This window comes from Streptomyces sp. LUP47B, from assembly GCF_001746295.1.
In the GTDB taxonomy this organism is placed as follows: Bacteria; Actinomycetota; Actinomycetes; order Streptomycetales; family Streptomycetaceae; genus Streptomyces.
This window is the reverse complement of sequence record NZ_MJAH01000007.1, coordinates 200,412-218,054: the sequence shown is the minus strand read 5'-3', so window position 1 is coordinate 218,054 and position 17,643 is coordinate 200,412. Positions and strand designations below refer to the sequence as shown.

At 69.9% G+C, this 17,643-nt stretch carries 13 protein-coding genes; 5 read left to right on the top strand and 8 right to left on the bottom strand.

Annotated elements, in window-relative coordinates:
- Positions 1–175 precede the first annotated feature (175 nt).
- Positions 176–2,947, top strand: coding sequence for a LuxR family transcriptional regulator (locus tag BFN33_RS23355; RefSeq protein ID WP_069762063.1), 2,772 nt, complete (start codon positions 176–178; stop codon positions 2,945–2,947).
- On the opposite strand, the gene BFN33_RS23350 is transcribed toward BFN33_RS23355, so the two are convergent.
- Together BFN33_RS23350 and BFN33_RS50105 are read right to left on the bottom strand one after the other, a co-directional pair.
- Positions 2,944–4,542: a cytochrome bc complex cytochrome b subunit gene (locus tag BFN33_RS23350; RefSeq protein ID WP_069762062.1), complete on the bottom strand. Its 1,599-nt coding sequence runs from the start codon at positions 4,540–4,542 to the stop codon at positions 2,944–2,946. The two genes, BFN33_RS23355 and BFN33_RS23350, sit on opposite strands and share 4 nt — an antisense overlap.
- A complete protein-coding gene (locus BFN33_RS50105; protein ID WP_079140972.1) occupies positions 4,539–4,784 on the bottom strand; it encodes a WhiB family transcriptional regulator in 246 nt (81 codons plus the stop codon). The genes BFN33_RS23350 and BFN33_RS50105 overlap by 4 nt, the downstream gene beginning before the upstream one ends.
- A gap of 191 nt (positions 4,785–4,975) precedes the next feature.
- On the opposite strand from BFN33_RS50105, the gene BFN33_RS23345 reads away from it, so the two are divergent.
- Entirely contained in the window at positions 4,976–5,857 is an 882-nt protein-coding gene (locus BFN33_RS23345) for a sigma factor (RefSeq protein ID WP_069762061.1), read from the top strand.
- A gap of 28 nt (positions 5,858–5,885) precedes the next feature.
- On the opposite strand, the gene BFN33_RS23340 is transcribed toward BFN33_RS23345, so the two are convergent.
- The gene (locus BFN33_RS23340; RefSeq protein WP_069762060.1) at positions 5,886–6,821 is read right to left on the bottom strand and encodes a sigma-70 family RNA polymerase sigma factor; all 936 of its coding nucleotides are present in this window, start codon (positions 6,819–6,821) and stop codon (positions 5,886–5,888) included.
- Between the two features lie 184 nt (positions 6,822–7,005).
- Between BFN33_RS23340 and BFN33_RS23335 the strand changes: the two genes are divergently transcribed.
- Complete coding sequence (locus BFN33_RS23335) at positions 7,006–7,467, top strand: hypothetical protein (protein ID WP_069762059.1); 462 nt, start codon at positions 7,006–7,008, stop codon at positions 7,465–7,467.
- Between the two features lie 10 nt (positions 7,468–7,477).
- Here the strand turns inward: BFN33_RS23335 and BFN33_RS23330 are convergent, their stop codons facing one another.
- The 3 genes from BFN33_RS23330 to BFN33_RS23320 all read right to left on the bottom strand — a co-directional run bounded on the left by BFN33_RS23330 (position 7,478) and on the right by BFN33_RS23320 (position 9,896).
- Positions 7,478–7,819 carry a hypothetical protein gene (locus BFN33_RS23330; protein ID WP_176742453.1) on the bottom strand — a complete coding sequence of 114 codons (342 nt, stop codon included), beginning with the start codon at positions 7,817–7,819 and terminating at the stop codon, positions 7,478–7,480.
- A gap of 35 nt (positions 7,820–7,854) precedes the next feature.
- The gene (locus tag BFN33_RS23325) at positions 7,855–9,210 is read right to left on the bottom strand and encodes an NAD(P)/FAD-dependent oxidoreductase (protein ID WP_069762057.1); all 1,356 of its coding nucleotides are present in this window, start codon (positions 9,208–9,210) and stop codon (positions 7,855–7,857) included.
- Positions 9,211–9,497: 287 nt separating this feature from the next.
- On the bottom strand, positions 9,498–9,896 hold the full coding sequence (locus tag BFN33_RS23320; protein WP_256122843.1) for an SsgA family sporulation/cell division regulator: 399 nt from the start codon (positions 9,894–9,896) through the stop codon (positions 9,498–9,500).
- Positions 9,897–10,191: 295 nt separating this feature from the next.
- Between BFN33_RS23320 and BFN33_RS23315 the strand changes: the two genes are divergently transcribed.
- Positions 10,192–12,948 carry an AAA family ATPase gene (locus BFN33_RS23315; protein WP_069762056.1) on the top strand — a complete coding sequence of 919 codons (2,757 nt, stop codon included), beginning with the start codon at positions 10,192–10,194 and terminating at the stop codon, positions 12,946–12,948.
- Here the strand turns inward: BFN33_RS23315 and BFN33_RS23310 are convergent.
- On the bottom strand, positions 12,945–15,776 hold the full coding sequence (locus BFN33_RS23310; RefSeq protein WP_069762055.1) for a LuxR family transcriptional regulator: 2,832 nt from the start codon (positions 15,774–15,776) through the stop codon (positions 12,945–12,947). The two genes, BFN33_RS23315 and BFN33_RS23310, sit on opposite strands and share 4 nt — an antisense overlap.
- Positions 15,777–15,828: 52 nt before the next feature.
- The gene (locus BFN33_RS23305; protein WP_069762054.1) at positions 15,829–16,251 is read right to left on the bottom strand and encodes a cupin domain-containing protein; all 423 of its coding nucleotides are present in this window, start codon (positions 16,249–16,251) and stop codon (positions 15,829–15,831) included.
- Positions 16,252–16,622: 371 nt separating this feature from the next.
- Here BFN33_RS23305 and BFN33_RS23300 point away from each other — a divergent pair, with 371 nt between their 5' ends.
- Positions 16,623–17,609 carry an ROK family glucokinase gene (locus tag BFN33_RS23300; RefSeq protein ID WP_069762053.1) on the top strand — a complete coding sequence of 329 codons (987 nt, stop codon included), beginning with the start codon at positions 16,623–16,625 and terminating at the stop codon, positions 17,607–17,609.
- Positions 17,610–17,643: the final 34 nt, after the last annotated feature.

Sequence of the window (17,643 nt, the reverse complement as noted above, 5' to 3'; positions counted from 1 at the left end):
CCCCGGAACGTCGTTCCGTACGGCACTCGATGAACCACGTTCGCCCAAGCTCGGAAGTCTCCGCTTTCGCAGCCGTTTACGATGGATTCGGCTCGCCTCGGTCGCACCACGGCCGCAGTGATCCGGCTACCACCGGCCGATGCGCCGCGTGGGGGATCTGACGTGGGAGGCTGCCATGACGAGTCGCGGTTTCGGAGCCGGACTCCTCGGCAGGAGCAGCGAGCGTCAGGCCCTCGACGACCTGCTGGCGGGCGCCAGGGACGGACGCAGCGGCGTCCTGGTCCTTCGGGGTGAAGCGGGGATCGGGAAAACCGAGCTGCTGAAGTACCTACTGGGTCGCGCCACCGGATGTCGTACCGTCGGCGCTGCCGGCGTCCAGTCCGAGATGGAGCTCTCCTACGCCGGGCTGCACCAGCTCTGTGCACCGCTGCTCCCGGGCCTCGACAACCTCCCAGAGCCGCAGCGCGACGCACTGCGCACGGCGTTCGGGCTGCACGGCGGAGCCGCGCCCGACCGGTTCCTGGTGGGGCTGGCCACCCTGAGCCTCCTCTCCGACGCTGCCGGGGGCGAGCCGCTGATCTGCGTCATCGACGACGCGCAGTGGCTGGACCGCGTGTCGGCACAGACCCTGGAGTTCGTCTCCCGCAGGCTGCTCGCGGAATCGGTGGTACTCGCCGTCGCCGTGCGCGAGCCGACCACCGGTGAGATGTTCACCGGCCTCCCCGAGCTGCCCGTGACCGGGCTGTTCGAGGAGGACTCCCGAAAGCTTCTCGCCTCGGTTGTCACCGGCCCGCTGGATCGTAGGGTGCGTGATCGCATTGTCGCCGAGACCCGCGGCAACCCACTCGCCCTGCTCGAACTGCCGCACACGCTCACGGTGTTGGACCTGACCGAACCCTTCCGGCGCACCGGCACGGGGCCTGTGTCGAACCGGCTGGAGCAGGACTTCCTCCGCCGCGTCCAGGCGCTGCCGGCCGGGACGCAACGCCTGCTGTGCCTCGCCGCTGCCGAGCCGGTCGGCGACGTGACACTACTAAGGCGTGCGGCCGAGCGGCTGGGTATCGCCGTGGACGCGGCCGCGGCGGACGCCGAGGCGTCGGGACTGATCACCCTCGGTGCCTGGGCGCGCTTCCGTCACCCGCTGGTGCGTTCGGCGGCCTATCGCGCGGCAGGCCCGGACGACCTGCGGGAAGTGCACAGAGCCCTGGCGGACGTGACCGACGCCCAGGTGGATCCGGACCGTAGGGCGTGGCATCTGGCGCGTGCGACGGCGGGACCCGACGAGGCGGTGGCCGCCGAGCTGGAGCGATCGGCGGGCCGGGCGCAGGCGCGTGGCGGAGTCGCCGCGGCGGCCGCCTTCCTCGACCGGGCCGCCCAGCTGACGCCCGACCCCACGCGTCGTGGAGCCAGGGCGCTGGCGGCGGCACAGGCCAAGTACCAGGCCGGCGCCTTCGACGCCGCCCGGGAACTGGCGGGGGCGGCCGAGCTGGGTCCCCTCGACGACCTCGGAGCCGCACGGTCGACCCTGCTGCGCGGTCGGATCATGACCGCTTCCAACAGCGCCGGCGCCGGCCTGCCGCTGCTGCTGGAAGCGGCCCGGCGACTGGAGCCGCTCGACGCCGGGCTCGCCCGTGAGACGTACCGGGACGCGATCTACGCCGCCCTCACCGCCGGCCGGCTGCCGCGGGGCAAGGGGATCCTCGAAGTCGCCCAGGCCATTCTCGCGACGCCCACGCCGGCCGAACCGTCACGCGACGATCTCCTTCTGGACGGCCAGGCGCGGCTGACCACAGAGGGGTACGCCGCGGGCGCGCCGATGCTGCTCCAGGCGCTGGCCGCGTTCCGCGCCGATGGGATCTCACCGAGGGAAGGGCTGGGCTGGCTCCCCCTTGCATGCCGCCTGGCCCACAGCACATGGGACTTCGAGAGCTGGTCCGTGCTCTCGGCACGGCTGGTCGACCTCGCCCGCGAGACGGGAGCCCTGGCGGTGCTGCCGTCGGCACTGCTGCTCCGTCTGTCGAACCGGGTCTTCGCCGGCGATCTCACCGGTGCCGGCTCCCTGGTCGCGGAGGCGACGGCGATCGGTGAGGCGACCGGCAGCGGTATCTTCGCGCACTACAGCGCGCTGGTCGTCGAGCCCTGGAGGGGCAGGGAGGCCACGACCCAAAAGGCGATCGATGCGGTCACCCACGAACTCCTCCTGCGCGGGGAGGGCAAGGTGGAGACCGCCACGCAGTGGGCCGCGGCGGTGCTCTACAACGGCCTCGGCAGGTACGCGGAGGCGTATGCGGCCGCCCTGCGGGGCTGCGAGAATCCGCAGGAACTCGGTCTCTCCGTCCAGTCCACGGTGGAGCTGATCGAGGCTTCCGTACGGCTGGGCAGACCTGCGGACGCGGCCGCGGCGGTGCGCAGGATCAGCGACATGGCGCAGGCCGCCGGCACCGAGTGGGCTCTCGGCACCGCGTCCGGCGTCCGTGCTCTGGTGAGTGAAGGGCAACTCGCCGATGCCCTGTACCGTGAGGCGATCGAACGGCTCGGCGGCGCAGGGGTGCGGATGGACCTCGCCCGGACTCATCTGCTGTACGGGGAATGGCTGCGCCGCGAGAACCGCCGCGCCGACGCCCGTGCCCAACTGGGCATGGCGCACGACATGCTCAGCGACATCGGAGCCGGAGCTTTCGCCGAACGCGCGCGCCGCGAACTTCAGGCGACGGGAGCGAGGGTCCGCCCGCATTCCGCCGCGACGCAGGTGGTCCTTACCCCCCAGGAGGAGCAGATCGCCCGCCTGGTCCGGGACGGTCTCACGAATCCAGAGATCGGCGCCCAGTTGTTCATCAGTCCGCACACGGTGGAATGGCACCTGCGGAAGGTGTTCTCGAAGCTGGGCATCACCTCCCGCAAGGAGATCCGCACCATACGTCTCGCCGGCGAGGCGGCGTCGGCCTAGGCATGGTCCTCGGTGTGCTCCTTGTGCAGCGCCTGGTATTCCTGCGCGGTCGGCTTGGCGATCTGCGCACCTTCTCCGTAAAGGCTCTCGCTGAACCAGGAACGCAGTTGTCGGGCAAGGCGGAACGCGAACTTGACGTCATCGGTTCCACGCCCGACGCCTGGACCGATCGGCTTGTACTGCTCGTGCTGGGTGAGGATGTGGAGTTGTTCCTGGCCGAGCGGCTCGTGCACCTCGACGAATTCGCCGTTGAGCATGCGTTTGATGACGCCCGTCTCGCGTCCGTGCAGGACTTTGTCGCGGTCGCTGCGCTGCAGGCCGAGCGCCAGTCGTTTGGTCAGCGCATAGGTTGCGAAAGGAACGACGAAGACTCCGATGCGGACCGCCCAGGTCACCGACTCGACCGAGACGTGGAAACGGACGGCGATGATGTCGTTCGCGGCGCCGATCAAGGACACCAGGTAGAAACTGAGCCATGCGACGCCAAGTGCCGTTCGTACGGGACGGTTACGTGGTCGGTCCAGAAGGTTCTGTTCGCGTCTGTCACCGGTCGCCCAGGACTCGATGAACGGATACGCGCCCAGGGCGAGGAAGAGACCGACACCGACGGTCAGCGGAATCAGGTTGTCGAGCGCCAGGGTATGACCCCAGAAGTCGACTTCCCAGCCTGGCATCACCCGAAGCAGTCCGTCCGCCACACCCATGTACCAGTCGGGCTGCGACCCGGCCGAGACCTGGTCGGCGCGGTAAGGCCCGTACTGCCAGACGGGGTTGATCTGTGCCACCCCAGCCATGCCGAAGATGACACCGCTCACCAGCAGGAAATACCCGGAGGACTTGACGACGCGTACCTTGGCCGGCACTCCCACGACATTGCTGTTGGTACGTCCACGGCCCGGGTACTGGGCGTGCCTGTGGTAGAGCATCAGGGCCAGATGGGCGGTCAGCAGTCCCACCATGAGGCCGGGGAGGATCAGCACATGGATGGTGTTGAAGCGGGCTACCAGCTCGTCGCCGGGGAACTCGCCGCCGAAGAGGAACATCGACAGGTACGTTCCGACGATGGGAATGGACAGGATCGTTCCGTTCACCACGGCGAGGCCGGTCCCGGACAGCAAGTCGTCCGGGAGGTCGTATCCCGTCAGTCCGGCGAACATGGCCAGGATCAACAGCAGGAATCCGATCAGCCAGTTGATTTCGCGCGGCTTGCGGAAGGCGCCCGTGAAGAACACCCGCATCATGTGGGTGAGCAGGGCGGCGACGAAGACCAACGCCGCCCAGTGATGGGCCTGCCGGATCAGCAGACCGCCGCGGACGTCGAAGGATATGTGCAGGGTCGAGTCGAATGCCTCCGACACCGTCTGGCCGCGCAGCGGCGCGTAACTCCCGTTGTACTGCACCTCCTTCATCGACGGATGGAAGTAGAAGGTCAGATACACGCCGGTGACGACGAGAACGACGAAGCTGTAGAGGCAGATCTCTCCCAGCATGAAGGACCAGTGGTCCGGAAAGGCCCGTCGTGCCCTTTCCCTGAACTGTCGGCGAACGCCCAAGCGCCCGTCGGCCCAGTCGGCGACCCTTTCGCCCGTGTTCATCGCACTGCCACCTGGTTCCCGGCTCCACGCATCGCTCGGCGTTCGCTTTCCGTCGTTCCGCCCCAGATGCCGTCCACGTGTCCCGCCCGTACGGCCCAGTCGAGGCACTGCTCCGCGACGGGACAACGGCCGCAGACAGCCTTCGCCTCGTCGATCTGCCGAAGCGTGGGACCGATGGCGGATATGGGGAAGAAAAGCTCGGGATCTACGTGCAGGCAAGCTGCCCGTTCACGCCAATGCATGGCATGGTCACCTCGTTCAGTGTCAAGGGAAAGGAAGTGTGTCGCTGTCCTGTAGGACCGGACAGACCGCACATGTGTGACACACGCCCGCGACGAGCCCGTGTCACACGACCCGGGCGTTCCCGGTCTTACGGGTTGAGCCGACGCCCCTGCCGCGTGCGGGGCAGCGCGAGCGAGAGCGAGGATGGCCTATGGACCCGAGCGATGCGGTGCCGATCGACGAGCTGTGGGAGGAGCGTCGGTTCCTGCTCGATGTCGCCCACTGGATGCTGGGCGACCCGGGCGCGGCGGAAAGCGTCGTCGACGAGGCCTATCAGCGGTGGTACGGGCTGTCCGACGCGGCACGTCGGCAGGTCACCGCCCCCCGGTCCTGGCTGGCGAAGACCGTCGGCGGGATCTGCCTGGACCGCCTCGCACGGCCCGGCCGGGGTGTGGTCGGCCCGGAGGAGGGGCACGGGGCACGGCCGTCGGAGGTGGAGGAGGAGGCCGGGCGGGTCGTGCTGAACGCGCTGGAGTCGCTGTCGACTGCCGAGCGCGCCGCGTTCGTGTTCCGCGCCTTCGGGATGTCTCCGGGCACGGTCGCCGACATCGTGGGCCGCACCGAGCCGGAGCTCGCCGCACTCGCCGAACGGGCCAGGCAGTCGCTGCGGCTGCGGCGCACCCGGTCCACGACGCCGCGGCAGCAAGACGCCGTCGCCCGCGCCGTATGCAGGGCGTGCGTCACCGAGAACCGGGAGCTGCTCACATCGTTGCTGTGCTCGGACGCGACGGCGTTCTTCGATGGTGGCGGCAAGGTACGGGCGTTGACCGGACCGGTCCACGGCTGTCGGCCGGTCGCCGACAGCCTCTTGACGCTCCTGGCCCGAAGCGCGCACACCACCCTGACCACCCATTCCGTCAACGGCCGGACCGGCCTGGTCGCCAGCTATGGCCGCCGAGTCACCGCTGTCATCAGCCTCGACGTCTCGGACGACCGTGTCGCCCAGGTCTGGGTCATGCTCAACCCCGACAAACTGCGGTCCTGGAACCAGCCCCCTGCCGAGGGTGGCGCCGGCTCGGTCGAGAGCCCGTGACAGCGAAGAGCAGGTCACACCGTCGGCGTCACACACTGTCCGGCACGGCACCGGGGGACATCGTGAAACGGGAACGCGATGCGAGGAAGGCGGCGATCTTGCTCGGCGCGAACACCCACAGCACCTGGTGAATGCCGTGCTTCGAGGCGGCCGCGGTCATGAAGGCGACGGCCCGGCCGTCCCGGTGGAGCAGTACACCCGTAGCGCCGTTGGCATCGACCAGTTCGGGCACCGCCTCCCGCCACAACTGCCGATAGACCGCGAGCCTGGCCACCCGGGCACGGCCCCGCACAGGTACCCGGGCACAGCCCCGCATGCCGTTGCCGTCGGAGAGGCTGACGACATCGGGCGTGAGCAGGGCTTCCAGCGATGCCACGTCTCCCGTTCTGGCCGCTGAGACGAAGGCGCTGAGAAGGCGTCGGTGTTCGGCCGCGTCCACGGTCTCCCGCCGTTCCTCCAGCAGGTGCCGGCGAGCACGGCTGACTATCTTCCGCACATTGACGAGGCTGACTTCGAGCATGTCGGCGATCTCGGCGTAGGCGTAGTCGAACGCTTCGCGCAGTACGTAGGCGGCGCGCTCGACGGGAGTCAGTTTCTCCAGCATCAGCAGCAGCGCCATCTCCACTGCCTCCGCGCGCTCGGCACCGACCTCCGGGTCCGCGCCGGTGTCGACGGGTTCCGGCAGCCACGGTCCGATGTACGTCTCCCGACGCACGCGCGCCGACTGCGCGACGTTGATGGCCAGGCGGGTCGTGGCGCTCGACAGGAAGGCCGCAGGACTCAGGACCACCGAGCGGTCGGTCTTCTGCCAGCGCAGCCATACCTCCTGGACCACGTCCTCGGCCTCGACCGTACTGCCGAGTATGCGGTAGGCGATCCCGAAGAGCCGCTTGCGGTGGTGCACGAAGACGGCGACGGCGTCCTCAAGGTCGTCAGGTGTGGTCAGGGACGGTTCGACATACATCCACGGGCCTCCGTTGCGACGGTTCATCCGCTGTATGGACCGCGACCGACGGGCGCTTGTGACAGAAATGGACGATGCTTTTTCTCGGGCTCGCAAAATCCCACTGTTCGAGACACTGAGATGCCCTGTCTGACACTCGAGACCCTGCATATGATGTCGACAAGGGTTGAGGAGGGGAGAATCCATGGTCTCCGCGAGCCGTACGGCACACAGCATCGAGGTCACCGCCGAGGGGCTTCAGGAGGAACTGGACCGGCTGCAGTTCCAGAAGCAGGCTCTGGAAAGGGAGTTGGCGGCGGTCGTGGCACATCTCGGCTCCGTACAGCGGGCCCTCGGCGCTCTCGAGAGCGCGCTGGTCACTCCGCGCGCCGCTGCCCAGGTGGACGAGCACACCGTGCCCCGCGCCTCACAGACGGATGCCGACCCGGACGCGGACAAGCAGKACGGAAAACTCACCGAGCAGGTCATGGCCTACTTCGCCGAGGTCGGTGACACGGAGGTGCGAGCCCGCGAGGTCGCGGCGGCGCTCGGCCGTGACGCCGACAGCGGAAGCATCAACGCGGTCCGCAGCACACTCGATCGCCTCGTCGCCTCCTCCCGCATCCAGCGCGCCGGCAGAGGGCTGTATCGCACCGGGCGTTCCTAGCGCTCGGCGGTCACTGCGACGATCCGAGGATCACCACGACGCACGCGATCATCGCCAGGGTGATCAGCATCATCCCGGTGAGGGTTCCCCGCAGCCAGTGCCGGATCCTCACGTGGTGCTGCGCTTCCATGGCGTCCACCCGCTCGGCGATGTGGTCGGTCACCATGCCGGCCACGTACTTCTGCTCGTCGACGTACCACTCCTCGATGTCTCGCTTCTGCTCCGGCGTGAGCCCATCCAGCCGCGCGGTGAAGTCCGCCACGCGGCTGTGTGCCGCTCCCAGCTGGGCCTGCCGGTACAGATAGCCCTCGATGTCGGTCAGGCCGCGGGCGGCCTCTTCGCGTGCCACCACGGCGTACCCCCTATGGAAAGGAGAACTCCACATGGTCATGATGTGCTGCCTTCCTTCGCACGGACGGTGCTCGTGTTCCGCGCCTCGCCACTCGTGGTGAAGGCGTCCCGCGGGCGCTGGACGGAGGCGAGTGAGACGAGGTCCCGGCCGGTCAGGGCGGCGGTGAGCCAGACGGCCAGCACGCGGATCTTGCGCTCCCAGCTGGGCACAGCCAGGACGTGATAACCCCGGTGCATCAACCATGCCGGAAATCCCTTGATGACGATCCCCTTGTACTGGAAGATGCCCCGTCCCAGGCCCAGTGTCGCCACCACTCCCAGACTGCTGTGGCGGTAGTTCCGGACTCGTCGCCCGCGCAGGTCCGCCACCAGGTTCTTGGCCAGGCGCCTGCCCTGCCGCACGGCGTGCTGGGCGTTCGGTACCGTGCGCGCGCCCGGCACCGGCGAGGCCAGGTCCGGGATGGACGCGTCGTCGCCGGCGGCCCACACGTCGGGCACGGGTTCGTCGCCGGTGCCCACGCGCAGATCGGCGCGGGCCAGCAGCAGGCCGCGCTCGTCCAGGGGCAGGTCCGTGTGGTTGTGCACGACCGGGTTCGCGGCGTTGCCGGCAGCCCAGACGATCAGCTCGGAGTCGTACTCAACGCCGTCGGAGAGGACGACGTGGCCGTCCTCGGCGGACAGCAGCTGCGTGTCGAGATGGACATGTGCGCCGCGGCGTTCCAGATGGCGTACCACCCAGGCACCCGGCCTGTCGCTCACCTCGGGCAGGATGCGGCCCCGGGCCTCGACCAGGTGGAAGGACAGATCGTCGATGCTCAGCTCCGGATAGGACCTGAGCATCGCGGTCGCCAGGGACAGCAGTTCACCGAAGCCCTCGACGCCGGAGAACCCGCCTCCCACGAACGTGACGGTGAGCAGCTTTTGCCGCTCGGGGCCGGCCGGCAGGGATGCGGCCTGGTCGAACGCGGTCATCAGCCGGTCCCGGATCGCCACGGCCTCCTCCACGTGCTTGAGGCCGATGGCCTGCTGTGCGAGTCCGGGAATGGGGAAGGTGCGGGTCACCGCGCCGGCGGTGACCACGAGGATGTCGTAGCGCAGTTCGTAGGCTTCGCCGCGCACCGGGCGCACGGTCACCGTGCGGTCCGCGTGGCTGATCCCGGTCACGGTGCCGGAGACCAGCCGGGTGCCGCGCAGATGCCGCCTCAGGGACACGACGGCGTGACGGGCCTCCACCGAACCGGCCGCCACCTCGGGCAGGAAGGGCTGATAGGTCATGTACGGGCGCGGGTCGACGACCGTGACCCGTGCCTCGCCCGGACGCAGCTTCTTCTGGAGGCCCCAGGCGGTGTAGAAGCCCGCGTAGCCGCCGCCGACGATCAGAATCTCTCGCATGATTCCCTCTGCTTGTTGTCCGTCACCATGTAGACCGCACAGGCCGGGCCGGTGTGACACGCAACGGCGACTCAGGCCGTGGCGGTGGATACCTGCTCGGCGTTCTCGCCGGAGTCCGTTTCACCCGTGGCCGCGGCGTTCACCGCTTTGTGGATCTCGACGGTGAGCGTGTGGACGAGTTCCGTGAGGTGCGTGTTGTGACGCAGCTCGAGTTCCTGTGCCAGTCAAGTCCGCGACCTGGCACGGTGCCGGTCCGTCCGGTTCGAACGGCCCTCTGTCGAAGCGACTCACCGGGGGCCGCCCAGGAGTTGGCGGACGGCTCCGTCCGTGTCCAGGTGGCGCTCCTCGGTACCGGTGGGCACCACCGCGAGGGTTCGCCGCAGAAAGGCCCCGAGGGCTCGCGCCTGGGTGGTCACCACGACGGCCTCCTGCTTCGGACACGGGCACAGTGCGATGTGCACCCTGTCCGCCCCCGGGTCCCGGCAGGGCCAGACCTGGACGTCGCCGACGCCGGTGAGCTTCCCCAGCCCGTCCAGGAGGAGATCACGACCGATCACCCAGTGCACGGTCGTGTCCGTGCTCATGTGGAACGTCAGGGACACCGCGTAGGGATCGGCTCTGTCGTAGGACAGATCAAGCATCACCGGCCGGTCCACCCCTTCGGCGACGACAAGACGGACAAGCATCCGGCACACCACCGGTGTACAACTGTCGAGTTCTCTCATCTGCATCACCGCTCGGTAGATCTGTGGGATCAGGGAAAGTTCCGAGGGCACACGGTGTGATGCGTACTGCGACACTCGTGTGATTCAGGGACATCACGATTCTGTGCGGCCCCCGTGGGCTCGCACCATCAGTCAAATGACCCGCACATCGCCACACAGTCACGTGACTGATGTTTGTCCTCGCCGGCCGGTGCACCGTGAGGACAAGCCTTCCGGCCACGGAGCGGGGAGGACGGCGCAGACGGACGGAGTAGCCATGTCACTCGGCTCGCGCGTCGAACGGTTGCCCAAGCCCCCTGCCGGTCAGCACCCGGAGTTGGTGGGGCGTGCGCGGCAACTCCGGGAGATCACAGCGCTGCTCGGACAGGACCCGGCCGCGGGCCGTGCCCTGTTGCTGTCCGGGGAGCCGGGCGTGGGCAAGAGCGCACTCCTCGGAGAGGTCGCCAGGGTCATGTCCGGGGCTGGTGCCCGGGTGCTGTCGGCTGTCGGTGTCCGGTTCGAGTCCGAGCTCGCCTACGCCGGACTTCACCAGTTGCTGTTGCCGCTGAACGACCGGATCGAGCGCTTGGAGGACACCCATCGGAGGGTGCTGCGCAGTGCGCTGGGCTACGGGGGCGATACGGTGCCCGACGGTCGTCACGTCTCCGACTCGGTGCTCTTCCTGCTGCGCCAGGCGGCGACGGAGCGCCCTGTGTTCGTCGTCGTGGACGACCTCGGCTGCTTCGACCGGGCCAGTTCGGCGGTACTGGGCTTCGTCGCCCGTCGGTCGGCGGGGAGCCGTATCGGATTCCTCGCCGCCTGCAGATCGGGAGCCGAGACCTTCTTCGACCGAACCGGGCTCACCGAGTACGAGCTGCCGCCGCTGGATCGCGACGCGGCCGTGGAACTGCTCGGAGTCCGCTTTCCGGGGCTGGCCGGACCGGCGCGGGACCGCGTCCTGACGCAGGCGCAGGGCAACCCGCTGGCGCTCGTGGAGCTGCCCGCAGCGCTGAGTGGCCCGCAACGCGACGCGCCGGCCGATCTGCACGACGTGATGCCCCTCTCCCCACGTCTTCGCAACCGCCACGCTTCACGCGTGGCCCGTCTTCCGGCCGAATCGCGCCGGCTCCTGCTGCTGCTCGCCCTCGACGACACCGGAGATCAGGGAGTCCTCCGTGCCGGACTCCGTGCCGTATCGGACGACCCGAAGGCTCTTACGGCGTTGTCAGCGGTGGAATCGGACCGTCTGATCACCTTCGACGACACGAACCGACGGTTCGTCTTCCGGCATCCGCTGATGAGGGCCGCGGTCGTCGAGACCAGCACCCTGACCGAGCGCTGCCAGGCCCATCACACGCTGGCCGAGATCCGCGCTCAGGCGCCCGAGCGGCGGGCCTGGCACCTGGGCCTGGCAACGCTCGTTCCCGACGAGCGTGTCGCCGCCCTGCTGGAGGAGGCCGGGCATCGCGCGGCCCGGAGAGATGAGGCCACAACAGGGGTTGCCGCATTCACCAGGGCCGCCGAGCTGAGCCCTCGTCCCGGGGACCGAGGACGCCGACTGACCCGGGCCGCCCACCTCGCTGCCGACGCGACCGGTGAGCTGCGCGCGGCGTCGCAACTCCTCGACCGCGCCCGGCGCGCGGACCCGGACCTCACCGGTTCGCTGACCGCCGCCACGAGGGTTCTCCTCCTGCTCAACGGCGGTGACGGCGACATCGACATGGCCCACCGTCTCCTGGTGGAGGCCATCGAGACAGGCAGCCACGGATATGACGCCGGGGACGACGGTCTCGTCGAGACGCTGCACATGCTGCAGTTGGTGTGCTGGTCCGCCGGCCGCGACGCCCTGTGGAAACCCTTCCATGCGGCCCTCGACCGTCTCACGCCGGCTGCCCCGCCGCTGCTCTCCGGCTGCGGCAGGACATTGAGGGACCCGGCCGGCACCGGCTCCGTCGGCCGTCACGACATGGCCCCCGTCCGCCTCGACCGGCTCACGGAACCGCGGGACGTCTCTTGGGACGCGGTCCGTCGGGGACGTCGCGGCGGCCATGTGCGCCGACACATCGACGCGCTCATGCACCTGTGTCTGGAGGATTTCGCGGCCGGCCGGTGGGAGGAGGACGAAACGCTGGCCGCCGAGGGGCTGAGGATCTGCCGGGAGCGCCAATACCCGTTCTTCGCCTGGTATTTCGAGTACCACCAGGCTCTGCTCGCCGCCGTCCGCGGGCGCTTCGCAGAGAGCCGGAGTACGGCCGACCGCATCACGCAGTGGGCCGTGCCTCGTGGAGTTCTGACGGCGGCGGCCTTCGCCGACCATGCGCGGGTCCTCGCCGAACTCGGTGCCGGCGACGACGAATGCGCGTACCGCCACGCCGTGGCGATCAGCCCCGCGGGCCGACTCGAGCCCCACGCTCCGTACGCGCTGTCGGTCTGCATGGATCTGGTGGAAGCGGCGGTGCACACCCGGCGCATCGCTGAGGCGGAGGCACATGTGCGGGCGATGCGGGAGGCCGGTGTCGCGGCACTCTCCCCGCGGCTGGCACTGCTGGTGGCGGGCTCGGTCGCGCTGGTGGCACCCGATGAGAGCGCGGTCGGGAGCTTCGAGCAGGCGCTGGCCGTCCCAGGGGCGCGGGACTGGCCCTTCGATCTGGCGCGGATCCGGCTGGCCTACGGGGAGCGTCTGAGGCGCATGCGCTTCGTCACGGAGGCCCGAGTCCAACTGGCCGCGGCGGCCGAGGCGTTCGAGCACCTGGGGGCCCGGCCGTGGGCGGACCGGGCCACGGGCGAACTGCGCGCCACCCACCGGTCCCGCACCGGGGCGAAGCACGGTTCCGTGACCCTCACCGCACAGGAGCAGGAGATCGCCGCACTAGCCGCTTCCGGGTTGACCAACAAGCAGATCGGCGAACGCCTCCACCTCTCGCCCCGAACCGTTGGTTCGCACCTCTACCAGTTGTTCCCGAAACTCGGAATCGCCTCACGTGCGGCCCTGAGAGGCGCGCTCGCGTCCCGTACCGGAAGCAACGTCTTCTAGGTCTGCGAAGCGCTGGGAGACCGTTCTGCCCGGGACTGCTGAGGCGGCAGTGCGGCGAGGGCCTCGCCGAGGGTGACACGCGAGGTGACGCCCAGCTTCCGGAAGATCCGGTGCAGGTGGGCCCCCACGGTACGGTGGGAGAAGAACAGACGTTCGCCGATCTGCTTGTTGCTCAGCCCGGTCGCGGCGAGTGCGGCGATCTGGTGTTCCTGCTCCGTGAGCGGGCCGGCCCCCGGGGCCTGGTAGGCCCCCCAGGTGGCGTTACGGACGGTGGCCCGCAGCTCTTCCGCTGCCCGCGCGGCCCAGGGGACGGCCCCGAGACGGCGGAAGGTCTTGAGGGCGGCGGCGAGGTGCGTCCGGGCGTCGTCGGCGGCCCGTGCGCGACGCAGATGCTGTCCGTATGCGAGGCGGATCCGGGCGAGGTCGAAGGGCCAGCGCTCGGCACCGGGAACGGCGAGCGCTTCCTCGAAGGCCTCGGGGGCCCGGTCCTCGGGCGCGGCGATCGCGGCCGAACCGGCGGTGACCAGTGCCAGACGGCCGGAGACGCCGGGCAGGCCCGTCTGCCGCATCGCGGCGACATGGGCGAGTGCGTCGGCTCGGCGTCCGCTGCGCACTGCGGCTTCCACCAGGTCCATGGGAACCCACAGAGCCAGCGGGGCATGGGGGGCCAGCATGCCTGACGGGCTGATCGCCGAGGCGGCGAGGTAGGCGTCATCGTGGTCACCGCGTCCCAGGGCGGCCAGTGCCGTCATGTGCCGTGCGAAGTGCTCGACGGTACGAGCGCCGCGGGGCACCGCCCACTCCGTGATCCTCTGCGCGAGCTCCCGCACCGTGCCGTCGTCGCCCCGCGCCGCGGCCAGCAGGCCCTGGGCCCGGTGGAACTGCTGGGCCAGCATCTGATAGCCGTGAGCCTCGCACAGGGCCAGCCCCTCCTTCGCCAGGGAGCCGCACTCGTCCCATCGACCCGTCACGAAGTCGTCCAGACACAGCACCACCAGCGCCATGAGCGCCGACGTGACCGCGCCGCCTTCACGCCCGTCCTCGACGACGGGCCAGAGCGCCGCACGGCACCCGGCCGCCCGGTCCACGAACAGCGCCGCCATCGCGACCCGTTCGATCCGGCTCGGGTCGGTCTCCCGGTGCAGGTCGTGGATGACCGTGTCGAGCAGGCCGAGGGCTGCCGGGGAGGAACGTGCCGGGTCGGAGTAGACGTCACCCAGCAGTTCCTGGAGGGGAGGCATCGGCACGGTCAACTGCGACATGGCGGCCCGGTACGCGTCCCAGAACTCGGGTCGGCCCGCGCACAGACACACCCTTCGCAGGGTGCACAGCGCCTCGAAGAGCGCCTCGTCGTCGCCGTCGGACCTGCCGTCGCGGGTCGTGATCGCACCGACCAGCAACCTGTGCGCTGTATTGACATCACCGTCGCGGTTGAGCAGCACCTGGGAGGCCGCGGCCGCCGCCCGCAGTGATCCCCGCAGTTCCGGGTCGGCACGCCGGGCCTCCACGAGCAGTTCGGCCGCGGTGCGCAGCTCTCCGGCGACGTCCGCGCCCACGAAGGCGGCTTCGGCGAGCCGTCTGCCGCGGTCCGCGGGGCCCGGAGTGAGGTCGGCGGACCGTACCAGCGCGTTGAAGGCGCCGACGGCGTCGCCGCGTCGGCGGGCCCGGTGTGCGGTGTCCTCCAGGAGCGCAGCGACCTGCTCGTCAGGATCGGGTGTGGCCTCAGCCAGGTGCCAGGCCAGGCGATCGGGATCACTGGTCAGCGCTTTGGCCAGGGCCTGGTGGGCGTCCAGGCGCTGACCGCTGGTCGAGCCCGACACGACGGTCGCGCGGATCAGAGGATGGTGGAAGGACAGCCGCCCCAGTCCCCGGTGTTCGATCCGCAGCAGCTGCGCCCGCTCCGCGGGAGCGAGAAGGGCCAGTACGTCCTCGTCGGGGGCGGCGGCCCGCAGGACCGACAGGTCGCCGCCGCCCTCCAGCGCGGCCAGGAGCAGCAGCCGACGGGTGGGTGCAGGCATCGCCGCGACCCGGGAGCCGTACAGGTCTCGCAGTCGACGGCTGAGCGGGAGCACCTCGGACAGCAGCACTCCCGCGCTGCCTCGCGAGTCGTCGAGCGCGGCCGGGAGTTCCAGCAGTGCCAGCGGATTGCCCCGCGCCTGCGCGAGGACCCGACGCAGCTCCTGACCGGCGAGCAGCGGGAAGTGGGTGCCGACCAGGGCGGCTGCCGCCCTGTCGTCCAGCGGAGACACGGTGAGCTCGGGAAGCCCCGCGCGTTCGAAGAAGCTCTCGAACCCCGGCCGTGAGGCGGCGAGGAGGCCCACTCGGGTCCCGGCCAGCCGCCGGGCGACGAACGCGAGCGCCGCGGCGCTCGCCCGGTCGACCCATTGCAGATCGTCGATGACCAGCAGAACGGGACGGCTGCTCGACGCCCGGCGGAGCAGGGCCAGTACGGCTCCGTAGAGGACCAGCCGATCCACCGGCGCACCGTCACCCGCGCCCAGCGCCACGGTCAGGGCGTCGCGGTGCACCGGGTCGAGTCCGTCGGACTCGTGCAGCAGGGGTTCGAGTACGTGGTTCAGTCCGGCGAAGCTCAGATCCGCGAGGAACTCGACCCCGTCGGAGCGCAGGACCAGCGCGCCGGCCGCCGTCGCCGCGGTCGCCGCGGCCTCCAGAAGCGCGGACTTGCCGACGCCCGGCTCCCCGGACAGCACCAGCACTCCACCGTGCCCGAGCACCTGGTCGACGTACGACCGAAGCAGCTCCAGTTCGCTGTCGCGTCCTACCAGCCCCTCGATCGTGCTGGGCGGTGCCGACCCATGACCGGCCACAGCGGCCCCCTTCGAGATCTGACGTGGCGGACACTCGTTCCCGGGCCGTGGTTCAGCCGGCGGAAGGCCGCGGGGCTCGCAGGTGGGCCCGTTTCGACAGCTCTTCCTCTTCGACCAGCGTGAGCATCGGCCCGCCGGGCGCGCACAGCATGATGACGACGTACTTGGCCGGCGTATCCGACAGGGCGTTGCCGTTCTGGTAGTGGATCACGTCACCGCCCGGCTCCCAGAACGTCTCACCGGCCTTGATGACCCGCTCGGGCTCGCCCTCGAGTTCCCACCGGACGGCGCCTTCGGTGACGTAGCCGAAACAGGGGCCCGAGTGTCGGTGCGGGGGCGTCCCGGGGTGTCCCGGAGGCCACTCGACCACCACGGTCATCGCCGAAGCACCCTCCGGCACGAAGGGCGGCTTGACGTCCGCCAGCATCCTGGGCCCGGTCCCGTCCTGGCTCCCGTGCTCGTCCACGCCGCTCATTGATTCGTTGTCCAACACCGTGTCACACCTCCGGTCGATCCGACTTGGTTCGCTTAGAAGACAACGCACGGCCCGGATGTGTGACACAACGAGCGACTTACGCCGGACACAGTCGAATGACTCATGCAACTCGCCACCGGATTACGGAAGCTGAGCCGGTAGGCGGACCGGCGACGAACGCCGCCTCCGGGGTGCCGAAGCCGCCATGCCGGTTGTTCCGGCTCATGACGAGCAGGCTTCCCCCCCTTCTTCGCACGAAATGACAACGTCTGGAGCCACACCATGTCTCACTGTCCCGTCAGCCTGCACCGACCAGGCGGACACAGACGTCGGCACGCGCACCGTCGATTCAACGGCGTGGGCGGTGCCGCATGAACGAGCAGAACGGTGGTCTGACCGTCGGCGTCGATCTCGGCGGCACGAAGATCGCAGCCGGGACGGTCGACCCCGGAGGGGAGGTCGTCTCCCGGGTGCGCGTCCCCACCCCGCACGACCCGGACCGGATCGCCGGGGCGATCGCCGAGGCGGTCCAGCGGGTCCGCGAGGGCTGGGACGACGTCCGGGCGGTCGGCGTCGGAGCAGCCGGATACGTGGACGCGGACCGCTCGACGGTGCGCTTCGCACCCAACCTGGGCTGGCACGACAAGGAGATCCGGGAGATCGTCCAGGAGGCCACCGGGCTTCCGGTCGTCGTCGAGAACGACGCGAACGCCGCCGCCTGGGGCGAGTTCATCCATGGAGCCGGTGCCGGGCACGACGACATGGTGATGATCATGGCGGGCACCGGCCTGGGCGGCGGCATCATCAGCAGGGGCCGGCTCTTCCGCGGCCGCTTCGGCATGGCAGGCGAGATCGGCCACTACCGGGCGGTCCCCGACGGGCTGCCCTGCCCGTGCGGCCAGGACGGCTGCATGGAGCAGTACGCCAGCGGAGCGGCCCACACCCGCCGCGCCCGCGAGATGGCGGCGGCCGATCCGGCACGGGCCGCGATGGTGCTCGCGCTGGGCGACGGCACCCCCGACGGCCTTGACGGGCAGCATGTGACCAAGGCCGCCCTCAGCGGCGACCCCTTCTCCCTCGAGGTGTTCGCGCAGTCGGGCCGCTGGCTGGGCCAGGCTCTCGCCGACCTCGCCTCCATCCTCGACCCGTCCGTCCTCGTCATCGGCGGTGGCCTCGGCGACACCGGCGAGCTGATCAGGCGCCCGGCCGAGATCTCCTACCGTCGGGCCCTCGGCGGCGGCGAGCACCGTGTCCATGCCGAGGTCCGCACCGCCACCGTGGGCTCGGACGCCGGCCTCATCGGCGCGGCGAACCTCGCCCGCTTGCATGAACTGCTCTCCGCCCCGGCGGCCGTCTGAGCGGCGGCACGCTCGCCGACGGGCACGAAAACCG